At 44.3% G+C, this 18,490-nt stretch carries 21 protein-coding genes and 2 other annotated features; of the genes, 12 read left to right on the forward strand and 9 right to left on the reverse strand.

Going from position 1 to position 18,490, the window contains the following annotated elements:
* Window positions 1-8 precede the first annotated feature (8 nt).
* Window positions 9-569, forward strand: coding sequence for a GNAT family N-acetyltransferase (locus ECA01S_RS11470; protein ID WP_067395600.1), 561 nt, complete (start codon window positions 9-11; stop codon window positions 567-569).
* A gap of 42 nt (window positions 570-611) precedes the next feature.
* Here ECA01S_RS11470 and ECA01S_RS11475 read toward each other — a convergent pair whose 3' ends face one another.
* Window positions 612-1,127, reverse strand: a complete 516-nt coding sequence (locus ECA01S_RS11475) for an LURP-one-related/scramblase family protein (protein WP_067395603.1) — start codon at window positions 1,125-1,127, stop codon at window positions 612-614.
* Between the two features lie 21 nt (window positions 1,128-1,148).
* Complete coding sequence (locus ECA01S_RS11480) at window positions 1,149-2,018, reverse strand: Cof-type HAD-IIB family hydrolase (RefSeq protein ID WP_067395606.1); 870 nt, start codon at window positions 2,016-2,018, stop codon at window positions 1,149-1,151.
* Between the two features lie 119 nt (window positions 2,019-2,137).
* On the opposite strand from ECA01S_RS11480, the gene ECA01S_RS11485 reads away from it, so the two are divergent.
* The 9 genes from ECA01S_RS11485 to ECA01S_RS11525 all read left to right on the forward strand — a co-directional run bounded on the left by ECA01S_RS11485 (window position 2,138) and on the right by ECA01S_RS11525 (window position 10,071).
* Window positions 2,138-2,818, forward strand: a complete 681-nt coding sequence (locus tag ECA01S_RS11485; protein WP_067395609.1) for a uracil-DNA glycosylase — start codon at window positions 2,138-2,140, stop codon at window positions 2,816-2,818.
* A gap of 152 nt (window positions 2,819-2,970) precedes the next feature.
* Window positions 2,971-3,954 (forward strand): phosphate acetyltransferase, encoded by a 984-nt coding sequence (pta, locus tag ECA01S_RS11490; protein ID WP_067395613.1) that lies wholly within the window; start codon window positions 2,971-2,973, stop codon window positions 3,952-3,954.
* 214 nt (window positions 3,955-4,168) lie between these two features.
* The gene (locus ECA01S_RS11495) at window positions 4,169-4,426 is read left to right on the forward strand and encodes a DUF5316 family protein (RefSeq protein ID WP_067395616.1); all 258 of its coding nucleotides are present in this window, start codon (window positions 4,169-4,171) and stop codon (window positions 4,424-4,426) included.
* Between the two features lie 127 nt (window positions 4,427-4,553).
* Window positions 4,554-4,782, forward strand: a binding site (T-box leader).
* A 52-nt stretch (window positions 4,783-4,834) separates the two neighbouring features.
* Window positions 4,835-5,071, forward strand: a binding site (T-box leader).
* Window positions 5,072-5,175: 104 nt separating this feature from the next.
* A complete protein-coding gene (locus tag ECA01S_RS11500; RefSeq protein WP_067395619.1) occupies window positions 5,176-6,240 on the forward strand; it encodes a methionine ABC transporter ATP-binding protein in 1,065 nt (354 codons plus the stop codon).
* Window position 6,241: 1 nt separating this feature from the next.
* Window positions 6,242-6,919 carry a methionine ABC transporter permease gene (locus ECA01S_RS11505; protein ID WP_067395622.1) on the forward strand — a complete coding sequence of 226 codons (678 nt, stop codon included), beginning with the start codon at window positions 6,242-6,244 and terminating at the stop codon, window positions 6,917-6,919.
* Between the two features lie 28 nt (window positions 6,920-6,947).
* Window positions 6,948-7,775 carry a MetQ/NlpA family ABC transporter substrate-binding protein gene (locus ECA01S_RS11510; protein WP_067395625.1) on the forward strand — a complete coding sequence of 276 codons (828 nt, stop codon included), beginning with the start codon at window positions 6,948-6,950 and terminating at the stop codon, window positions 7,773-7,775.
* Window positions 7,776-7,794: 19 nt separating this feature from the next.
* Entirely contained in the window at window positions 7,795-9,003 is a 1,209-nt protein-coding gene (locus ECA01S_RS11515; protein WP_067395627.1) for a M20 family metallopeptidase, read from the forward strand.
* 88 nt (window positions 9,004-9,091) lie between these two features.
* On the forward strand, window positions 9,092-9,544 hold the full coding sequence (gene tsaE, locus ECA01S_RS11520) for a tRNA (adenosine(37)-N6)-threonylcarbamoyltransferase complex ATPase subunit type 1 TsaE (protein WP_067395630.1): 453 nt from the start codon (window positions 9,092-9,094) through the stop codon (window positions 9,542-9,544).
* Complete coding sequence (locus ECA01S_RS11525; RefSeq protein ID WP_067395633.1) at window positions 9,541-10,071, forward strand: GNAT family N-acetyltransferase; 531 nt, start codon at window positions 9,541-9,543, stop codon at window positions 10,069-10,071. Before tsaE ends, ECA01S_RS11525 begins: the two co-directional genes overlap by 4 nt.
* 112 nt (window positions 10,072-10,183) lie before the next feature.
* Here ECA01S_RS11525 and ECA01S_RS11530 read toward each other — a convergent pair whose 3' ends face one another.
* From ECA01S_RS11530 to ECA01S_RS11545, 4 genes are all read right to left on the reverse strand, one after another.
* Window positions 10,184-10,717 carry a 3'-5' exonuclease gene (locus tag ECA01S_RS11530; RefSeq protein ID WP_067395635.1) on the reverse strand — a complete coding sequence of 178 codons (534 nt, stop codon included), beginning with the start codon at window positions 10,715-10,717 and terminating at the stop codon, window positions 10,184-10,186.
* 99 nt (window positions 10,718-10,816) lie between these two features.
* Complete coding sequence (locus ECA01S_RS11535; protein ID WP_067395638.1) at window positions 10,817-11,365, reverse strand: ClbS/DfsB family four-helix bundle protein; 549 nt, start codon at window positions 11,363-11,365, stop codon at window positions 10,817-10,819.
* Window positions 11,366-11,478: 113 nt separating this feature from the next.
* Window positions 11,479-12,993, reverse strand: a complete 1,515-nt coding sequence (gene yjeM, locus ECA01S_RS11540) for a glutamate/gamma-aminobutyrate family transporter YjeM (RefSeq protein WP_067395641.1) — start codon at window positions 12,991-12,993, stop codon at window positions 11,479-11,481.
* A 309-nt stretch (window positions 12,994-13,302) separates the two neighbouring features.
* Complete coding sequence (locus ECA01S_RS11545; protein WP_067395644.1) at window positions 13,303-14,058, reverse strand: exodeoxyribonuclease III; 756 nt, start codon at window positions 14,056-14,058, stop codon at window positions 13,303-13,305.
* A gap of 91 nt (window positions 14,059-14,149) precedes the next feature.
* Here ECA01S_RS11545 and ECA01S_RS11550 point away from each other — a divergent pair, with 91 nt between their 5' ends.
* Together ECA01S_RS11550 and murB are read left to right on the forward strand one after the other, a co-directional pair.
* Window positions 14,150-15,052, forward strand: a complete 903-nt coding sequence (locus tag ECA01S_RS11550) for a Gfo/Idh/MocA family protein (RefSeq protein WP_067395647.1) — start codon at window positions 14,150-14,152, stop codon at window positions 15,050-15,052.
* Between the two features lie 105 nt (window positions 15,053-15,157).
* A complete protein-coding gene (murB, locus tag ECA01S_RS11555; protein ID WP_067395650.1) occupies window positions 15,158-16,057 on the forward strand; it encodes a UDP-N-acetylmuramate dehydrogenase in 900 nt (299 codons plus the stop codon).
* Between the two features lie 46 nt (window positions 16,058-16,103).
* On the opposite strand, the gene ECA01S_RS11560 is transcribed toward murB, so the two are convergent.
* The 3 genes from ECA01S_RS11560 to ECA01S_RS11570 all read right to left on the reverse strand — a co-directional run bounded on the left by ECA01S_RS11560 (window position 16,104) and on the right by ECA01S_RS11570 (window position 18,482).
* Window positions 16,104-17,075, reverse strand: a complete 972-nt coding sequence (locus ECA01S_RS11560; RefSeq protein WP_067395653.1) for an NAD(P)H-quinone oxidoreductase — start codon at window positions 17,073-17,075, stop codon at window positions 16,104-16,106.
* A gap of 9 nt (window positions 17,076-17,084) precedes the next feature.
* Window positions 17,085-17,720 carry an SDR family oxidoreductase gene (locus tag ECA01S_RS11565; protein WP_067395656.1) on the reverse strand — a complete coding sequence of 212 codons (636 nt, stop codon included), beginning with the start codon at window positions 17,718-17,720 and terminating at the stop codon, window positions 17,085-17,087.
* 129 nt (window positions 17,721-17,849) lie between these two features.
* Window positions 17,850-18,482: an ECF transporter S component gene (locus ECA01S_RS11570; RefSeq protein ID WP_067395659.1), complete on the reverse strand. Its 633-nt coding sequence runs from the start codon at window positions 18,480-18,482 to the stop codon at window positions 17,850-17,852.
* Window positions 18,483-18,490: the final 8 nt, after the last annotated feature.

Raw genomic sequence — 18,490 nt, forward strand, 5'->3', positions numbered from 1 at the left:
GGGATCGGATGATTCGAAAAGCAAAAGTAGAAGATCTCGATGCTTTAGGACCACTTATTCTAGTTATTTTAAAAGATATGGAATTACCAATGGTCACGGCAGTTGGAGATGAACAAATTTTAGCCTGGCTTAAAGAGGCGGGGCTAGATAAAACGTATCGCTACAGTTATGCCCGGGCAATCGTGGCAGAAGAAGATGGGGTAATCTTAGGGGCGGCTTTTGGTTATCCGGCTGAAGATGAGCCAATTATTGATGATGCGTTGGACCAGGTATTGGCAAAGCATGGTCTGCCAAGTGCTAAGTTATTTATTGACCCAGAGACTTTACCTGATGAGTGGTACTTGGATACGATTTCTGTGTCTGAGCAAGCTCGCGGCAAAGGCATTGGCAGCCAATTATTATCTGCCTTGCCGGAATATGCTGAATCAGCTAAGCCAAAGCTAGGTTTAAATGTGGATGAAGGTAATCCACAGGCTCGCAAATTATACAGCCGCATGGGCTTCGAAAAAGTAGGCGAGATGATGATCAGCGGCCATCGCTATGATCATATGCAAAAAGAAATCCACTAAAAAGAGTGTAGGGATTCGGCAAAAGCCGACCCTACACTCTTTTTAGTCTGTGGACCAATTTAGAAAATAATTGCGGCCCTTATTTTTTTTGCGATTGTACAGCCAATAGTCCAGTACCGCAGAAATGCAAATACATAGCGGTGCATCTTTTTCTTCAGGAATAGTCAATGCGTAATAATTACCAGACATTAGCATGGCACGATCCATCTGCATGATTTTCTTGTTCATGGCATAAATACTGTAATGATGGTCCTTGATATCGCCTACGACGGCCCAATGCAATCCTTGAACATAGTAAAAATCAAGATTCCAGTTGAGGATCTTCTGCATGACACCGACTTTTTTGAAGTCCGCATAGAGCTCAAAACGAGAGCCAAAGGTCAAAGATACCTGTTTGATAGAAGCCAGCAGCTCGCCATTTAAGGCGTAGATTGAGAGCACATCGCCCCGTGCCCCCCAGCGGCCCACCATCAGATAAACGGTTTTGCCCTGTTCGTCCTTGATCAACGTCCGTGTGACTTTGCTTAATTGTTGTTCTTGTACGAAATATTCGGCCACCTTCGCTCACCTCCAGCTAGGTTATAAGTCCTCGTTGATTGCCCGCATAATTGCTTCGCCAACGCCATTTTCGATATTGGTACTGGTGACATACTTAGCAATTTCTTTGATTTCTGGTTCCGCATTGCCCATAGCAAAGCTGACGCCTGCTACCCGCAACATACTTTCATCGTTGAAATTGTCGCCAATCGTCATAACTTCTTCCATGGGAATTCCTAAATCCTTGGCAACATGTTTAACGGCGATGCCTTTTTGCGCATTGGCATGATTGACTTCAATATTATTTTGGCCAGAAGAGGTTACCGTTAAGTGTTCGATTTGACCAATTTTTTCACCAATAGGTCCCAAAACTTTTGGACCATTCATATCGAAACAGATGAATTTCAAGATTTCGATATCTGGGTCATCCAGCAGTTGTTGAAAATCGGTTACGAATTGGACATGTAACAATTCCAAATGAGCCGCTGCCATGGCAATCGCCATTTTATAGGTCAAATGAGGAAGACTTGCGGCAATGTGACCAGCCACATTTTCGATTCGTTGGGCATGATTGACGGAGAAAACACCTTTAGTTGTCGCAATCTCATAGTAAATGTGGTTGTTTTCTAAAATTTCCATCACTTGTTTGGCCAAGGCCGATTCAATCCCGACGGTGAAGAGGGAACGTCCTTCTTTGTTGTAAACTTGGGCGCCATTAACCGTGATCATCGCGCAAGAAATACCAGCTTCGTCTAAAGCAGGCTTTGCTTCTAAGTAGCCGCGTCCGGTTGCTACCATAAATTGGATGCCGCGCCGTTCTGCTTCACGAATTGCGGCGATGTTACTGGGGCTGATCCCCATTTTGTTATTAAGTAGTGTGCCATCCATATCAGAGGCGATCAATTTAATCATAATCAAGCTCCTTCTAGGTTCTTACTCCCTTAGTGTACCATTTTTTCAAGGGAACGGCGAAAGAAAGTTTGCAAGTATTCCACGCCTTTTGTATGCTAAAGAAGACTGGAGGGAACCGCATGAAACAAATTATCCATAACAGCTGGCAGGAGCTATTAGCGCCAGAATTTGCGAAAGATTACTATCAGAATTTACGTCATTTTTTGAAAGAGGAGTATCAGCATCAAACGATTTACCCGGATATGTACCATATCTTCGAAGCGTTAGAGCTGACGCCTTATGAAAAAGTCAAAGTGGTCATTTTAGGGCAAGACCCTTATCACGGTCCTAATCAGGCCCATGGCTTAAGCTTTTCGGTTCAACCGGGAGTCAAGACGCCGCCGTCGTTAGTCAATATCTATAAGGAATTAAAAAGTGATCTAGGGATTGAGCCTGTGGAACATGGTTATCTGGAAAGCTGGGCAAAACAGGGCGTGTTACTGTTAAACACGGTGCTGACAGTCCGTGGTGGTCAAGCCTATTCACACCGCGGTCAAGGCTGGGAACAACTGACCGATGCTATTATTCGCAAGCTGAATGAACGCCAGCAGCCGATTGTATTTATTTTATGGGGCAAGCCTGCGCAAGCCAAAGCAGCCATGATTGACGCTCATCGCCATATTATTTTAACCGCACCACACCCGAGCCCGCTGTCCGCTCATCGCGGCTTCTTCGGATCGAAACCCTTTTCTAAAACCAATGATGCGCTCTTAGCTTTGGGGGAGACACCTATCAATTGGCAGCTGCCGCAAACTGTATAAGAATTTTTTTTGGATTGTATTAGTGATTTTTATGAACTATGTGAAATTGTTATCATAATTAGGCTTTTTCGACTAGTACAGTAGAAATAACTGTTATTTTCTTTGGAAACGTTGTATACTGTGTAAGTAAAAATTATTTTGGAGGTTATCCCGTGGAACTATTTGATAGCTTAAGATTTAAGATCGTACGTCGTAATACACGTATCGTATTTCCAGAAGCAACTGACCCTCGTATTTTGGGCGCAGCTGCTCGTTTGAAAGCAGAAGAATTATTAGAACCGATCTTGATTGGGAAAGAATCTGACATCATTGAAGCAGCTCATGCTCGTGGTATCAAAACATCTAACTTCACCATCATTGATCCAGACAACTTTGACAAATGGGACGACATGGTCGCTTCTTTTGTAGAACGTCGTAAAGGAAAAGTAACGGAAGACCAAGCGCAAACTATCCTAAAAGACGTGAACTACTTTGGGACAATGTTGACATACATGGGTCTTGCCGACGGTATGGTTAGTGGGGCTATCCACTCAACTGGTGATACTGTCCGTCCTGCGTTGCAAATCATCAAAACCAAACCTGGTGTGAGCCGGACTAGTGGTGCTTTCTTGATGGTTCGTGGTCGCGATCAAGAAAAATATCTTTTCTCTGACTGTGCCATCAATGTTAATCCAAATGCCCAAGAATTAGCTGAAATTGCGGTAGATAGCGCTAAAACAGCTGAATTGTTTGATATCGATCCTAAAGTTGCGTTATTGAGCTTCTCTACTAAGGGTTCTGCAAAAGCTCCTGAAGTAGATAAAGTTGTTGAAGCAACTCGTATCGCGAAAGAATTAGCACCAGAATACATGATCGACGGCGAACTACAATTTGACGCATCTTATGTTTCTAGTGTTGCACAATTAAAAGCGCCTCATTCTGATGTGGCTGGACGCGCGACAGTCTTTGTTTTCCCAGATTTACAATCAGGAAACATTGGCTACAAGATCGCTCAACGTTTAGGTAACTTTGAAGCAATTGGCCCAATCTTACAAGGCTTGAACAAACCTGTTTCTGACTTGTCTCGTGGTGCTAATGAAGAAGATGTTTACAAATTATCTATCATCACTGCCGCACAATCTTTATTGAACGGTTAATAACGATCATATCACTCCCTGAGATCTTAGGAACTCAGGGATTTTTTTTGCTATTGACGGATTGAAAAGAGGAAAATTTTAGTTGGAATATAAAAATGGCTGTTATTAAAATGCAAAGTTATTTTTTTGTTATCACTGGTAAATAACAGTTAATAATATTTTTATCTTTAATTTTTCTGTTATACTAAAAGAAAGCAGGAAATGAGGGATGAAGATGAAATATTTGTTAACGGTTTTTGCGGCGACGGTGGTGGCGGGAGCCCTCCATTTGTTTGGTTTGGCGTCTTTGAATCGAACGCTGGGCTTAGTTTTACTAGTATTAGGGTTGATTCTTTCCGGAACCCTCGTTTCAGGTAATCAGCAACGGGCAAATTATTATCAAGATCAACAAGCGCCAGCCCGGCCAAAACTTTCTTACGTACTCGTTCTCTGCTGTGCATTGCCGTTTTTAATTATTTCTTTTTTCCGTTAATTTTAGTGGCGCAAATAGCTTGTTAATAACCTTTTCAGCAAATCAACCAGTGAAACATGAAAAATAAATTGGAAAAATGTGTTGACAATGAAAAAGAACTGCTGTAAATTAATTTTCAACAAAGAATAAATCTTCGATGAACGGGAAAGTAGATTTGGCTGCTTTATAGAGAGGCTCTGGTTGGTGCAAAGAGTCATGACAGCAAATTGAACAATGGCCCGGGAGAAGCGGTCGCCGATAAGTAGGCGATAGCGGAGCGTCTCACCGTTACAAGAGACACCGATCTCGTTAGATGTCGGGCTGAGGGAAGGGTAACCTTCCGAATAAAGGTGGTAACACGATACGTCGTCCTTTTACTAGCATTAGCTAGTAAAGGGACTTTTTTTATTTTGGCGAGAGTCAATTCATAATTTCACGATGAAATGGTAAGTACATGGGGATAACTCCTTAACAGAGAGCTTCGGTAGCTGAGAAGAAGCAGGAGGGAACGCAAGGAAAATGGCCATGGAGTGACTCGCTTCGAGCGCAAGCAAGGGGTAGACGGGGGCGACCGTTACATCGCTAGAGTATGATAGTACTTGAAGAGGAGCTGTATGTGAGTGCAGCTTAAACTGAGGTGGTAACACGCAAAAAGGCGTCCTCAAGCAAATGATTTTTCGTTTGCTTGAGGATGCTTTTTTTGATAGGGGGAGAAAAAATGAAACGAATGCGACGCTTTTCCACACAGAAAAAATAGAGGAGGACAATTCATGATCGAATTACAACATATATCGGTAGTATTTCAACAGGAAGGGAAACTGATTGAAGCAGTCAAAGAAGTTGATTTAACCGTAACAGCTGGAGATATTTACGGCATTGTCGGTTATTCAGGCGCCGGTAAAAGCACGTTAGTACGGGTCATCAATCTTTTGCAACGCCCGACGGAAGGCCAGGTTTTACTGGATGGCGTTGAACTAACGACGCTATCTGCCAAGGCCTTACGGGAAAAACGCAAGAAAATTGGCATGATTTTTCAACATTTCAATTTATTAGACAGTCGGACAGTTTTTGAAAACGTCGATTTTTCACTGAAATATACGAAAAAATCGAAACAGGAACGGATTCAAAAAGTGACGGAGCTATTGGAACTTGTCGGTTTGGCGGACAAGGCGAACGCCTATCCTAGTCAGCTATCAGGCGGGCAAAAGCAACGGGTAGCCATCGCTCGGGCGTTAGCTAATGACCCAGAAATCTTGCTATGTGATGAAGCGACTAGTGCGTTGGACCCTAAAACCACCGGTCAAATCTTGGCGCTTTTGAAGGAATTAAATCAGCAGCTAGGCTTGACCATCGTTTTAATTACCCATGAAATGCAAGTGGTGAAAGAAATTTGTAATAAGGTGGCTGTGATGGAACAAGGTCGGATCATTGAACAAGGAACCAGTATTCAAATCTTCAGCCGACCGCAAGAGGCCTTGACCCAGGACTTTATCCGCACGGCAACTCATGTGGATCAAGCGTTGACAACGATTTTAGCCAGTCCGCGCTTCTCCCGTTTGGCGGAAGACGAGTGGCTGGTGGAGTTGGCGTATGTGGGGGAACAAACGAATGAAGCTTTGATTGCGCAATTATTCAGCCGTTACCAAGTGGTGACCAATATTTTATATGGCAATATCGAAATTTTACAGGATGTTCCTTTAGGCAGCTTGATTGTCACTTTAAGTGGTGAGGCGAGCCAACGGAAACAAGCATTGCATTATTTGCAAAAGCAAGGGGTCAAGACCCGCATTCTGAAACGAGCAGAGGAAACGCTGCAAGTCGTAGGAGGTTATTAATATGAGCTGGCTGGAAACTTATTTACCTAATGTGTGGCAGATTCCTGACGAGTTTATCGAAGCCACGAAGGAAACTTTGTATATGACTTTTTGGACGGCTTTGTGGGCAGGATTCTTCGGGATTATTCTAGGCGTGGTCTTGGTGGTAACGAGACCCCGAGGCATCTTGCAACAACGTTTAGTTTATGAATTTTTAGATAAAACTATCAACATCATTCGCTCGATTCCGTTTATTATTCTCTTGGCGCTTTTGGCGTTAGTTACCCGCTTTTTAGTTGGTACGACGATTGGCGCCAAGGCGGCCTTGGTCCCTTTGGTCGTGGGTGTCGTCCCCTTTTTTGCTCGGCAAATCGAAATTGCCTTGTTAGAAGTCGATCCCGGGGTGGTGGAGGCAGCTGAGGCAATGGGAACCAGTCCCTTAGGCATTATCTTCCGAGTCTATCTCATTGAAGGCTTGCCGGGCATCGTCCGAGTTTCCGCTTTAACCATTATCAATGTTATCGGGCTAACCACCATGGCAGGCGCTGTGGGGGCAGGTGGTTTAGGCAACTTAGCCATTTCCCGGGGCTATAACCGGTTCCAAACGGATATCACGATTGTTGCTACCTTGCTGATTTTGATCTTAGTTTTTATCAGCCAATTTATCAGCAATCAAATTGTGAAGAAAATCAGTCATTAAGCAAAAACAAATTTAGGAGGAAATTAAAATGAAAATCGTAAAATATGTGGTCGCAGCAGCGGCATTACTAACATTTGCCGTAGGGTGCAGTAAAGGAGAAGCAAAAGAGGAAAATACCACCGTCAAATTAGGCGTGATTGGTGCTGATACGGATGTCTGGGACAGCGTCAAAGACCGCTTGAAAAAAGAAGGCATTGATTTAGAATATGTGAAATTCACGGACTATAACCAACCCAATGCAGCTTTAGCAGAAGGCTCCATCGATTTAAACTCTTTCCAGCATCAGTTCTTTTTAGATAACTACAATACTGAACATAAAACCGATTTGGTTTCTATCGGGAATACCGTTAATGCGCCCCTTGGCATCTATTCCGATAAGCTTAAAGATATCAAGGAGTTGCAGGAAAAAGCCAAGGTGGCTATTCCCAATGATGTGACTAACGGCGGTCGGGCCTTACTATTACTGCAAACAGCCGGTCTGATCAAAGTTGATCCTAGCAAAGGCCAAACACCGACAACTTCTGATATTACCGAAAACAAATTGAACTTGGATATCTCCGAATTAGACGCTGCGCAAACAGCGCGGGCTTTAAGTGATGTGGATATCTCCGTTATCAACAGTGGCGTGGCTGTGGACGCCGGCTTTGTTCCAACGAAAGATGCGATTTTCTTAGAACCTGTGGATGATAATTCTCGTCCTTATGTCAATATCATCGCCGTTCGTAAAGAAGATGTGGATAACCCAATCTATCAAAAAATCGTAGATGCATACCAAACGAAAGAAACGGAAAAAGTCATTGAAGAAACGTCAAAAGGCTCTAGCATTCCGGCTTGGGAAACCTTTGGCCGCAAATAAAAACAAGGAGGAATAGAAAATGACGACAACAACAACATTTAATGAAACAATCCACCAATTAATTCAAGAACGCCTATCAGAATATCAAGAGCTGGCTTTAGATATCCATGATCATCCCGAGGTCAGTAACTATGAATTTTACTCTGCCGCGGCTTTAGTGAAACAACTGGAAAAAGAAGGCTTTCTAGTCACCACTGATGTGGCGGGGCATCGAACTGGCTTTGATGCGCGGTATATTTCGGGAAAACCTGGACCTACTATTGCCTTTTTAGCAGAATTTGACGCTTTACCTGGTATTGGTCATGCTTGTGGTCATAATCTTTTTGGCACATATTCAGTGCTCGCCGCCACTGCTTTAAAACCTATCGTTGCTGATCTGGGGGGAGAACTGCGGGTTTACGGAACGCCTGGCGAAGAGGGTGGCGAAAATGGCTCGGCCAAAGGAAGTTTTGTGCGGTCAGGGTATTTTGCGGATGTCGATGCGGCTCTCTGCGTGCATCCCGCTTATCGTTATGGCAAAACCACCGCTTCATTAGCCAATGATCCAGTGGATATCAAATTTTATGGCCGCGCGTCCCATGCAGCGGGAGCACCAGAACACGGCATCAATGCGTTGGAAGCCTTGATTCAAGTCTTTAACGGCATTAATGGTTTGCGCCTGCATTTGCCGAAAGATGTTAACATTCATGGCATTATTACAGACGGTGGTGTGGCAGCGAATGTGGTACCTGAATATGCGGCGGGGCGCTTTTACTTACGGGCGGCTAACCGTCAAACGTTAGATGAGGTTTATCAAAAGGTGGAAAATATCGTCAAGGGCGCGGCTTTAGCCACCGGCGCGACCTATGAATTTGGCTTGTTCCAAAATGCTGTGGATGATGTAATCGTTACGCCAACGTTCGATGAAGTCTTTGCAGCCCATTTGGCGGAATTAGCGATTCCGGAAACCGAGATTGAGACGACGCAAAAGGCCAGCTTGGGTTCTTCCGATGTGGGCAATGTCAGCCAGGTAATTCCAACGATTCAACCCACAGTTTCTATTTCGGATGAATTTATTGCCGGTCATTCAGAAGAATTCAAGGCGGCCGCCCGTAGTGAAAAGGGACTCGCGTCCATTGCGATTGCCGCTGAATTATTGAGTTTGACAGCGTTGGATTTATTACAAGATCCAGAACTTTTAGCACAAATCAAGCTGGACCACCAAGCCAGCTTAGCAAAAGGTAACTAAAGAGAGCTGGGTGACTTAAGCTCATTCTTGACAAAGTGCCACCTTTCCGCCAAGATAAAAACGAGAAGTGAGGGAAGGTGGCAACAACATGATCACATTACATGATTTAGCAGATACAGAACGATTAGGCCGCTTGATTGGGAACGTTGCAACGCCAGGAGACGTGCTGGTATTGACTGGTGAGTTGGGGGCCGGGAAGACCACACTCACCAAAGGCATCGCACTAGGCCTTGAAATCCAGCAGATGATCAAAAGTCCCACATATACTATTATTCGTGAATATGAAACGGGACGCTTACCCCTTTATCACATGGATATTTACCGTGTCGAAGGAGATACTGACGAGCTGGGCTTAGAGGAATACTTTGAAGGCGATGGCTTGGCGGTGGTGGAGTGGGGCCAGTTATTAAGCGAGCCGCCAGTGGATTACGTGGAACTTGTGATTGAAGTCTTAGATCACGAGCGTACGGTTAGCTTAACCGCTCATGGCCAGCAAAGTGCCGCTTTTGTGGACCGAATCATGAAGGAGTGGCAAGCATGAGCGAAGTCGAAATCACGCTGCGAGAAGCCATTCCTAGTGATGCAGCGGAATTAGCGGTGGTCTTTGCCCAGTTAGCGGAAGAAACGCCTTACTTGGTAACCGATCCTGCAGTAATGCAGTTGTCCGAAGAGGCCTTAGCAATGAACTTGGCGGGGTTGTACGAAACCACGAATAATATCTTGCTGCTGGCCTTGGCTGACAATAAAATCGTCGGCACCGCCTCAGTTCGGGGCAGTGACGAACGCCGTGTCGCCCATATTGGTGAGGTGGGTATCAGTGTGTTACAGGACTACTGGGGTTTAGGTTTAGGCACGATTCTTTTAGAAGAACTCATTTTTTGGGCCGAAGAATCTGAACAAATTCGGCGTCTAGAATTGACCGTCCAAAGCCGCAATGCACGGGCGATTCATCTATACGAAAAAATGGGCTTTCAAAAAGAAGGCGTCATGATTCGGGGTGCCTGGGATGATGACGGCACATTTTTAGATGTCGACATGATGGCCTTAATGATTGATCCTAAAGCATAAGAAACGCCTAAAATCGTTATCGATTTTAGGCGTTTCTTTTTAAGTGACAGCTTCTCAAATAGGAGTTATCTTTCTGTTAATATTTTCGTCAAATATAGCGGGTTCAACCAGCTTAACGGACTTTAACAAGTTTCTTTAAGGGTTCTGTCCCAAAGTGAGATTCTTGGTAGAGCAAAATATTGGCGCAAGCCCGACTATCCTCTAAAGCGTCGTGGTGATTATCCAGCTGAATCCCTAATTCGTCACAAACGGTGTTGAGGCGATGATTGGTAAACTCAGGAAAGAGCTTGCGACTAGTCGTAACCGTACATAAGGAGAGATACCCTGCCCGCTCCAACTGATAATAATCCAAACAGCCATCTAGCACGCCACAATCAAACGGGGCATTGTGAGCCACGACTAGATGATTGGGTTGGAAAAAGCCGTTAATTTCTTGCCAAACTTCTGGAAATTTGGGTGCCGTTTGGACATCTTGCGGACGAATGCCGTGAATCTGGATATTTTTCCAAAAGAATTCAGTTTCCGGTTGAATCAAGGTGTAGTATTCATCGACGATGCGGCTATTTTCTACTTTGACGAGAGCCAACGAACAAGCACTGTGCTTTTGATAATTGGCGGTCTCAAAGTCCATGGCGATAAAGTTCATTTAAAAAAGCTCCCTTAATTGAATTTCTTATCTTAAATTACGCAGAATTAGCCTACTTGTCAACCTATCATGTGGGAGATAAACAAAATTTAACTACTATTAGCTATTTTTTTGTGTTTTAGTCGCTTGCTTCAGCTTTTTAATGGCCCAATCATAGTGGCTCGAAGTAGCTGAAATACCGTAGCTGCCTAAAGACGAACTACCGGTCCAAGGATAATATTTTTTGGTGAACAATGCTTCGTCACTAAAGTCGCTAAGAAGCTGCAACGTTTGTTGATGACTGTCAGCCAGTAAGGCTTTGGCTTCTGCTAAAGAGGTATTCTGATGCTTCACGACAAACTCTTCATTCATGGCACCATAGCTGCGCCAGTTATACGGTGCCGGTAAGAAGGGCCGCGCCTGTCCTTGCTGGTTATCCGCAACCCAGGTCAGTAAAAGCTGCTGCCATTCATAGAGATGAATCAAGACATCCCGCAGATTTTGGTCACGGGTCCAATGAGCTTCTTTCTTCTTAGCTAAAAATTCAGATGAGAAGGTAAAATCCTCCTCTGCAAAATCAGCAGGTAAGCTGTCGACTAATTGCTGTAGTTTGGTATATTGTTGGGTGGCGGCTGTCAAAAGTTCCGTCTTATTTTTTGGTCGTGCCATAAAAGCCTCCTAAGTGTTTTCTTTTATTGTATCACGAGCTAGGATAATCAACGAAGTGAAACCCAAGAGATGAAAAAAAGCCGCGATTACTCGCGGCTTTGATGGTACTAAAACTATTTGGTCATTGGGAATTTTTCCGCCAGATTTTTACGATGGCGGCGTTCATACAAGGCATATAGTCCTAAACCACCTAGGGTAAAGACGACCGGCCCTGCTAACATCCAAATCATGCTTTCCACGTCATCAGCCTCAATTACTGGTTGGATGATGGTGAAGAGATTGGCACCAGCCACGATTAAGAAGACGACAACGGAAACGATGATGGTTACCGTGTGATTTTTATAGGCCACAAAAGGACGTTCTAAATCGGTTTTCTTCTTGAAGAATGGAAAGGCCCAGATCATGAACAAGTATGGCAGTGTCATGGAAACGTTAGACATCAAGGTTAATTTGTTATAAAAGTCAGAAGGATTGCTAGTCCCGAAGGACGCGATGAAAATAATGCCGACAACAATCAAGCATTGAACCATCATAGCAGTTTGGGGCATCCCAGCTTTATTCAATTTAACAAAACGTTTAGGCCATAATTCTTTGGGTGTTCCTAAAATCAAGGTTTTCAGTGGTGAATAGCTCAAGGTGAAGAAAGCCCCTGAATAAGCTAAGAACATAGAAAGTCCGGTGTAGCGCGCAAACCAATTACCAATTGTAATCGCCGTCGCTTGCGATAAGCCTAAGGCATTGCCTAACTCGTAACCTAAATTATTCATCATGACATAGGTAATGTTCCCCAAGTTAGTAGTGTCGCTAGCAAGCACTGCTTGCCAATTGGTACTTACTCCCCACAGGAAGATCCCAATCGCATAACCAAGCGAAATGACCAATGCCGCAAAAATTACGCCACGGGGAAAAGTCTTTCCGGGATTATCCGTTTTATCCACCAATCCACCAATCGCCTCGATTCCGCCGTAAGCGAAGATCGCGAATACCACAAAGCCTAATACACCGATAGGACTTTGATAGCTAGGATTTGGGGAGGTTAGGACATGGTCCAGCGGCTGGGCTAAATGGCCACCATTACCAAACCAAATCACTAAGCTGACTAGAATCAAGATTACATTTAACCCTGTGACCGCCAACCCACCAAGACTGGTGATGCGTACGATTCGCTTTAAGCCATGTGAAGATAAGAAGGTTACGAATAACATCCATAAAATGGCTAAGAGACCTACGATTTGGGTAGAAGAAAGCCCCGCAAAATGGAAGACTTGCGTTTCATCACGACCGGTTACGAAAGTAGTCAAAGGGATCCAAACTTTCGAAGCAGTCGAAACCATCCAAATGATATAAGACGAGAACCACATGAAGGTGCCGATAAAGGCGAACCGAGGTCCCACGCTTTCCTTCAGCCAAGTGTAAAGCCCGGCGTTTTCACCCTTATAGCTGGAACCATATTCAGCCATCATTAAGGCAAAGGGAATAAAGAACAAAATGGCGGCCAGCACGTACCATAAAATCGCGCCGTATCCCATTAAGTAAAAGGCAACTGGACCATTAGCAAAGCCGAAGACCGAGGTAAAGATCATCAAGACTAAGCCTACCAGTGTCAAACCTTTCGCTTTTGTTGACATATGTATCACTCCTATTCTGGCTCAATTATACAAAAACGCTGCCAGAGAAGGATTAAGAAAAAATGAAGAGAAAAGAACAAGAAATTTTTCTTTTTCATTTTCATAAAAATATTGCTGTAATTTTCGCATTTTTTGATGTAATTCAAGCAATTTATCAAGGGATTAGATGAGAAAAATCTAGCAGTTGTATGAGAAAGTTTTTGCTGCCGGACTTAAAATAAACGCAGATTTACTGATAGGAGAAGAAGGGTGAGCCGCTAGCACATAAAAAATCCGCAAGCTAGGCTTACGGACTCCTGTATCAAGTGCTTATAGTGCGATATCCAATTCCACCGGACAGTGATCACTACCATAAATTTCTGTATGGATCTTGGCGTCTTCCAAGCGGTCATTCAGATCATCTGAGACCACGAAATAATCAATCCGCCAACCAGCATTATTTTTGCGAGCATTAAAACGATAGCTCCACCAAGAATAAACGCCTTCTAAGTCAGGATAGAAATAGCGGAAGCTATCGGTAAAACCAGCCGCTAATAGTTCGCTGAATTTTGTCCGTTCTTCATCAGTAAAGCCAGCATTTTTACGATTGGTTTTCCAGTTTTTCAAATCAATATTTTCATGAGCAACATTTAAGTCACCACACAAAATAACCGGTTTGTTTTGCTTTAGCTCCGTCAAGTATTGCCGGAAAGCATCTTCCCAGGTCATGCGGTAATCTAAACGTTTCAACTCATTTTGGGAGTTAGGCGTATAGCACGTAATCAGATAGAAATCAGCATATTCTAAGGTAATCACGCGTCCTTCTTGATCGTCTTCCGGCATACCAAGACCATAAGTCACTGCTAAAGCGGGCTCTTTGGCAAAAATTGCCGTGCCAGAATAACCTTTTTTCTCAGCGTAATTCCAATATTGGGTATAACCAGGTAACTCCAGCTCGATTTGACCTTCTTGCAGCTTGGTTTCTTGCAGACAGAAAAAATCGGCATCTAATTCGTTGAAAATATCCACAAAGCCTTTTGTCACTGCTGCCCGTAAGCCATTTACATTCCACGAAATACATTTCATCCTCTTCACCTCTTCTCTATTTTACTAGAAACAGACAGCTTTGCTAGTAATTTTGTTTTGGTGCGGTAAAATAAACGTAGGAGGGATCATTATGAAGATAGGTGTTATCGGCTTAGGAGGCATTGCCCAAAAAGCATATTTACCATTATATAGTCAAATGCAGGACCAAGCAGAATTCTACTTGTGTAGTCGGGATCCACAAAAAGCACAGACGTTGGCGCAACGCTACGGACTATCCGCAGTAGCTGATATGCAGGAATTGAAAGCCGTGGGGATTACAGGCTGTTTTGTGCACACTGCCACCGCCACGCATTACACAATCGTCAAAGAATTATTGGAAGCGGGCATTGCCGTATATGTGGATAAGCCTTTAAGTGAACGGTTGGAAGAGGTGGAGGAGTTAGAGCGGTTAGCACAAGCCAAGGGCGTTTTACTACAAGTAGGCTTTAATCGCCGTTTTGCGCCACTAGTCGAAAAGCTGCACCAGGTGCCGGATAAGCATGTATTAGTGTTGCAAAAAAACCGCGTCAGTGCGACCCAAACGCCGGCCTTTGCCATTTATGATTTATTCATTCATGTGGTAGATACATTGCTATATTTGCTGGATGATCCACTGATTAAGGTGGATTCTACAATCGTTGAAGAAGCAGGAGTGTTGCAACGAGTGATTTTACAGGCGCACACCGCCACTACTACTGGGATTGCTTCCATGGATATGCAGGCAGGCGCGAATCGGGAAAGCTATGAAGTAACCAGCAGCGGTGGCTCTTATTTGTTAGAAAATCTAACAGATCTGCATTTCTACAGCCCGCAAGGCGTGCAAACCACTCAACTAGGAGACTGGACGCCAACCTTAACAGCCCGTGGCTTTGAGCCAGCTGTTCAGCATTTTCTAACCAGTTTACAGAATGGCAGTAACACCGTAGCAGTTCATGCCTTGAGTCATGAACTTTGCCAACAAATTTTACGCAAACACCAACGATTAACGATGTAGCAGTAAGTGATACGCATCAAAAAATGCTACCAGCAGGAAAGGTGGCAGAAGTCGGTCAAGCGTGATAGAATGGGATTCATGTGAAAGTAGAAGGAGACATTTCTTGTGAACGAACAAATTCGACAACAATTGACGCATATCACGATTTTATTTGATGAACCTTTAAAAAAATATACCTTTACCAAGACTGGCGGCAATGCGGATATTTTAGCATTTCCTAAAACGACTACTGAAGTCGAAGAACTAATGGACTTTTGTCGGGAAAACGACGTGCCTTGGTTGGTTTTAGGCAACGCCAGTAATCTAATCGTCCGTGACGGCGGTATTCGCGGTTTAGTTATTATGCTAAATCAAATGAACCAAGTCCAAGTGACGGGTCAAGTGATTACAGCTGAAGCAGGTGCCAAGTTGATTGATACCAGCTATGTAGCATTAGACCATGATTTGACTGGTTTGGAATTCGCTTGTGGCATTCCCGGCAGTATCGGGGGCGCCATTTATATGAACGCGGGCGCTTATGGTGGCGAGATCAAAGATGTCTTTTTAGGGGTCGAAGTCTTATTACCAGATGGTACGATTCGTCATTACGGCAAAGAAGACATGCAGTTTGCTTATCGTCACAGCCACCTACAAGAAGTAGCGGGCGTGATTTTATCGGTGCAATTTGCTTTAAAGGCTGGCGATCATGATACCATTAAAGAGCGGATGGATGAGCTGACTTTTGCTCGCCAATCAAAACAGCCATTAGAGTATCCTTCTTGCGGCAGTGTCTTTAAACGGCCAATCGGTCATTTCACCGGACAACTGATTCAAGAAGCTGGCTTGCAGGGCCTAAAATGGGGCGGCGCGCAAATTTCTGAAAAGCACGCGGGTTTTATTGTCAATATCGACAATGCCACTGCAACGGATTATGTGGAATTAATCCAACATATCCAACAAGTCATTAAAGAAAAATTCAATGTGGATCTGGAAACCGAAGTCCGCATTATTGGTGAAGAACGCTAAGACAATAAAAGCCGGAAGCTTGATTAAATTCAGCTTCCGGCTTTTTTTAGTCTATCGTCAAAATAATTTTTCCGATATTTCGATTGGCTTCCATATGTTGATGTGCGGCTTGGACTTCACTTAAAGGAAAGACGCGGTCAATAATTGGTTTGACCGTCCCTTTAGCCAATAGTGGCAAAGTCTCTTGGATAAATTCTTGCGTTAAGCGCGCTTTATAGGTGTCACTACGGGGCGTTAGCAAGGTACCAATCAGTTGAATGCGCTGACTGATTAAGGCACCGAGATCTAAGTGAGATACTTGTGTGCCACCCACCATACCAATTAAAATCCAACGACCATCTAGCGCCATACTGGCCAGGTTTTGTTCAAAGTAGCTGGCACCTACTAAATCCAGCAAGACATCAACGCCAGCACCTTGCGTGGCTTCGGCTATGCGCAGAGCGAAGTCCTCCTCATGGTAGTTGATGGTAACATCAGCGCCTAGTTGGCGGCAAAAGGCCAGCTTTTCTTCAGAACCGGCGGTCACAAAGACTTTGGCACCGCTCTGTTTGGCTAATTGAATCGCGGCAGTTCCCACGCCGCTTGCGCCGGCATGAATCAGCACTTGTTCACCAGCTTTTAAAGCGCCTAGCCAATAGAGAGTCTGATAGGCAGTCAAAAAGACTTCTGGTATGCCAGCTGCTTCAATAAAGGAAAGATTTTCGGGGATGGGAATCGCCCGGTTGGCGGGCATGACAGCATATTCTGCGTACCCACCTAGATTCACTAATCCGCAAACGCGACTACCTTCAGGGAAACGACTATCCTGTGAAGTGACCACTACCCCGGCAACTTCCACGCCTAAAATGGGATAGGGCGGTTTTAGGGAACGATTTTCCCGCCACATGATATCGGTCCGGTTGACTGCGGCGGCTTTGACCTCAATCAAGAGTTCATGAGGCTGTGGCTGAGGTGTCACCATTTCTACCAACCGCAACATATCTGAACCACCAGGATGAGCAAGGGAGATAGCTTTCATAAAAACCTCCTATAAACGTTGGATTGCATCATTGATAGCTACGGTTCCGCCAGAAACGACGATGGTTTCGTGTGGCAGTGGATGGTCGACTAAGGCGGTTAACAAGCTAGCGACATCTTCCCGGCTGACATTTCCATGGGCATTAACCATCGGGCGATTCAACGAAATACTGCCGGTCCCAGGATTATTCGTCAAAGTCACCGGTTGAATAATTGTGTAAACTAAATTGGTTTGATTTTTCAACCATTCGTCCGCATAGTGCTTCGCAATATAGTAGTCCAGCATTGAAGCAGGCCAGTGATTACGGTTGTCTGCATTGGCAGCACTTACCAAAAGGTACCGTTCCACACCTGCTGTTTCTGCGGCAATCATTGTTTTAACGGCACCATCTAAGTCTACTTGTAAGAGGGAACGGCCCCGTGAGCCAGCAGCAAAGATGATTTGATCAATACCCGTAAAAGCTTCGATCATTTTAGGGATTGATTCAGTTAAATCAAAACTAATGTAATGTAGATTTTCAGCTGTTTCGGTTTGCTGTGTTTCAGGATTTCGCACGCCAGCATAGACCTCGTTACCAGCTTCTGCAAGTTTGGCAACAGCTAAACGACCCATTTGACCATGAGCCCCCACAACAAAGATTTTCATAATGATCATCCTCTCATTTATCTTCTCTCATGGTATCACTAAGTTCCTGGAAATACGAAAATAGCGACTCGCAAAAGCCGCTGATTTTAAGCAACAAAAAAGACCGTGACAGCAGTCACAGTCTAGGGTTTAAAGTTGGGTGGGATTTTTGCGCATCAAGCGGAGCAACACCGCCGCAACACCTGCAGTAGCTAAGCCCGCAACGATGGCTTCCGGAATACCAGCGGTAAAAATAATCCCAAGAATAGCGCCATATAACACATCCACTCCCGTACCAGTCGCTTGCGCGTAGGCGTCACGGAACAGGAAGAAAATCAAGTTCATGACTAGAATCGTGTTGGTGATAGAGCCGAGCAGACCAGCGATGAATAAAGAGGCTGGCTGTCCTTTGGCTTTAAACCAGTGATTCAATAATTTGAAGGCATAGTAAGGCACGATCCCAATCAAGATGCGGGGAACGATGGCAACAATCAGCGAACGTAGATCTCCCGAATTCGTGCCAATCACAGGAATGAATGGTGAGAAAACGAAGGAGGTAGCATTAGGGAAAATAGTCGCCCGAATGATACTAATAATGCCGAAAGTCCCACCTAGAAAGCCGCCAATTTTAGGTCCTAAGATGATGGAAGCGATAATTACGGGAATATGCATCGTTGTAGCGTTAATCGGGCCAATAGGAATAAATCCTAGCGGCGTAAAAGCTAGTAACAGTAAGATGCCAAGAAACATGGCGGTCAAAGTAAAAGTTCGAGTATTTTTCATAAAGGGAC

The sequence above is a fragment of the Enterococcus canis NBRC 100695 genome (genome assembly GCF_001544375.1).
In the GTDB taxonomy this organism is placed as follows: domain Bacteria; phylum Bacillota; class Bacilli; order Lactobacillales; family Enterococcaceae; genus Enterococcus_H; species Enterococcus_H canis.

Coding starts and splice junctions, on each gene's coding strand:
- ECA01S_RS11515 (WP_067395627.1), top strand. CDS start 7,795: ATGACGACAACAACAACATTTAATGAAACAATCCACCAATTAATTCAA.
- tsaE (WP_067395630.1), top strand. CDS start 9,092: ATGATCACATTACATGATTTAGCAGATACAGAACGATTAGGCCGCTTG.
- ECA01S_RS11565 (WP_067395656.1), bottom strand. CDS start 17,720: ATGAAAATCTTTGTTGTGGGGGCTCATGGTCAAATGGGTCGTTTAGCT.
- ECA01S_RS11495 (WP_067395616.1), top strand. CDS start 4,169: ATGAAATATTTGTTAACGGTTTTTGCGGCGACGGTGGTGGCGGGAGCC.
- ECA01S_RS11485 (WP_067395609.1), top strand. CDS start 2,138: ATGAAACAAATTATCCATAACAGCTGGCAGGAGCTATTAGCGCCAGAA.
- ECA01S_RS11505 (WP_067395622.1), top strand. CDS start 6,242: ATGAGCTGGCTGGAAACTTATTTACCTAATGTGTGGCAGATTCCTGAC.
- yjeM (WP_067395641.1), bottom strand. CDS start 12,993: ATGTCAACAAAAGCGAAAGGTTTGACACTGGTAGGCTTAGTCTTGATG.
- ECA01S_RS11550 (WP_067395647.1), top strand. CDS start 14,150: ATGAAGATAGGTGTTATCGGCTTAGGAGGCATTGCCCAAAAAGCATAT.
- ECA01S_RS11510 (WP_067395625.1), top strand. CDS start 6,948: ATGAAAATCGTAAAATATGTGGTCGCAGCAGCGGCATTACTAACATTT.
- ECA01S_RS11500 (WP_067395619.1), top strand. CDS start 5,176: ATGATCGAATTACAACATATATCGGTAGTATTTCAACAGGAAGGGAAA.
- ECA01S_RS11545 (WP_067395644.1), bottom strand. CDS start 14,058: ATGAAATGTATTTCGTGGAATGTAAATGGCTTACGGGCAGCAGTGACA.
- ECA01S_RS11480 (WP_067395606.1), bottom strand. CDS start 2,018: ATGATTAAATTGATCGCCTCTGATATGGATGGCACACTACTTAATAAC.
- ECA01S_RS11570 (WP_067395659.1), bottom strand. CDS start 18,482: ATGAAAAATACTCGAACTTTTACTTTGACCGCCATGTTTCTTGGCATC.
- ECA01S_RS11560 (WP_067395653.1), bottom strand. CDS start 17,075: ATGAAAGCTATCTCCCTTGCTCATCCTGGTGGTTCAGATATGTTGCGG.
- ECA01S_RS11530 (WP_067395635.1), bottom strand. CDS start 10,717: ATGAACTTTATCGCCATGGACTTTGAGACCGCCAATTATCAAAAGCAC.
- ECA01S_RS11535 (WP_067395638.1), bottom strand. CDS start 11,365: ATGGCACGACCAAAAAATAAGACGGAACTTTTGACAGCCGCCACCCAA.
- ECA01S_RS11525 (WP_067395633.1), top strand. CDS start 9,541: ATGAGCGAAGTCGAAATCACGCTGCGAGAAGCCATTCCTAGTGATGCA.
- ECA01S_RS11470 (WP_067395600.1), top strand. CDS start 9: ATGATTCGAAAAGCAAAAGTAGAAGATCTCGATGCTTTAGGACCACTT.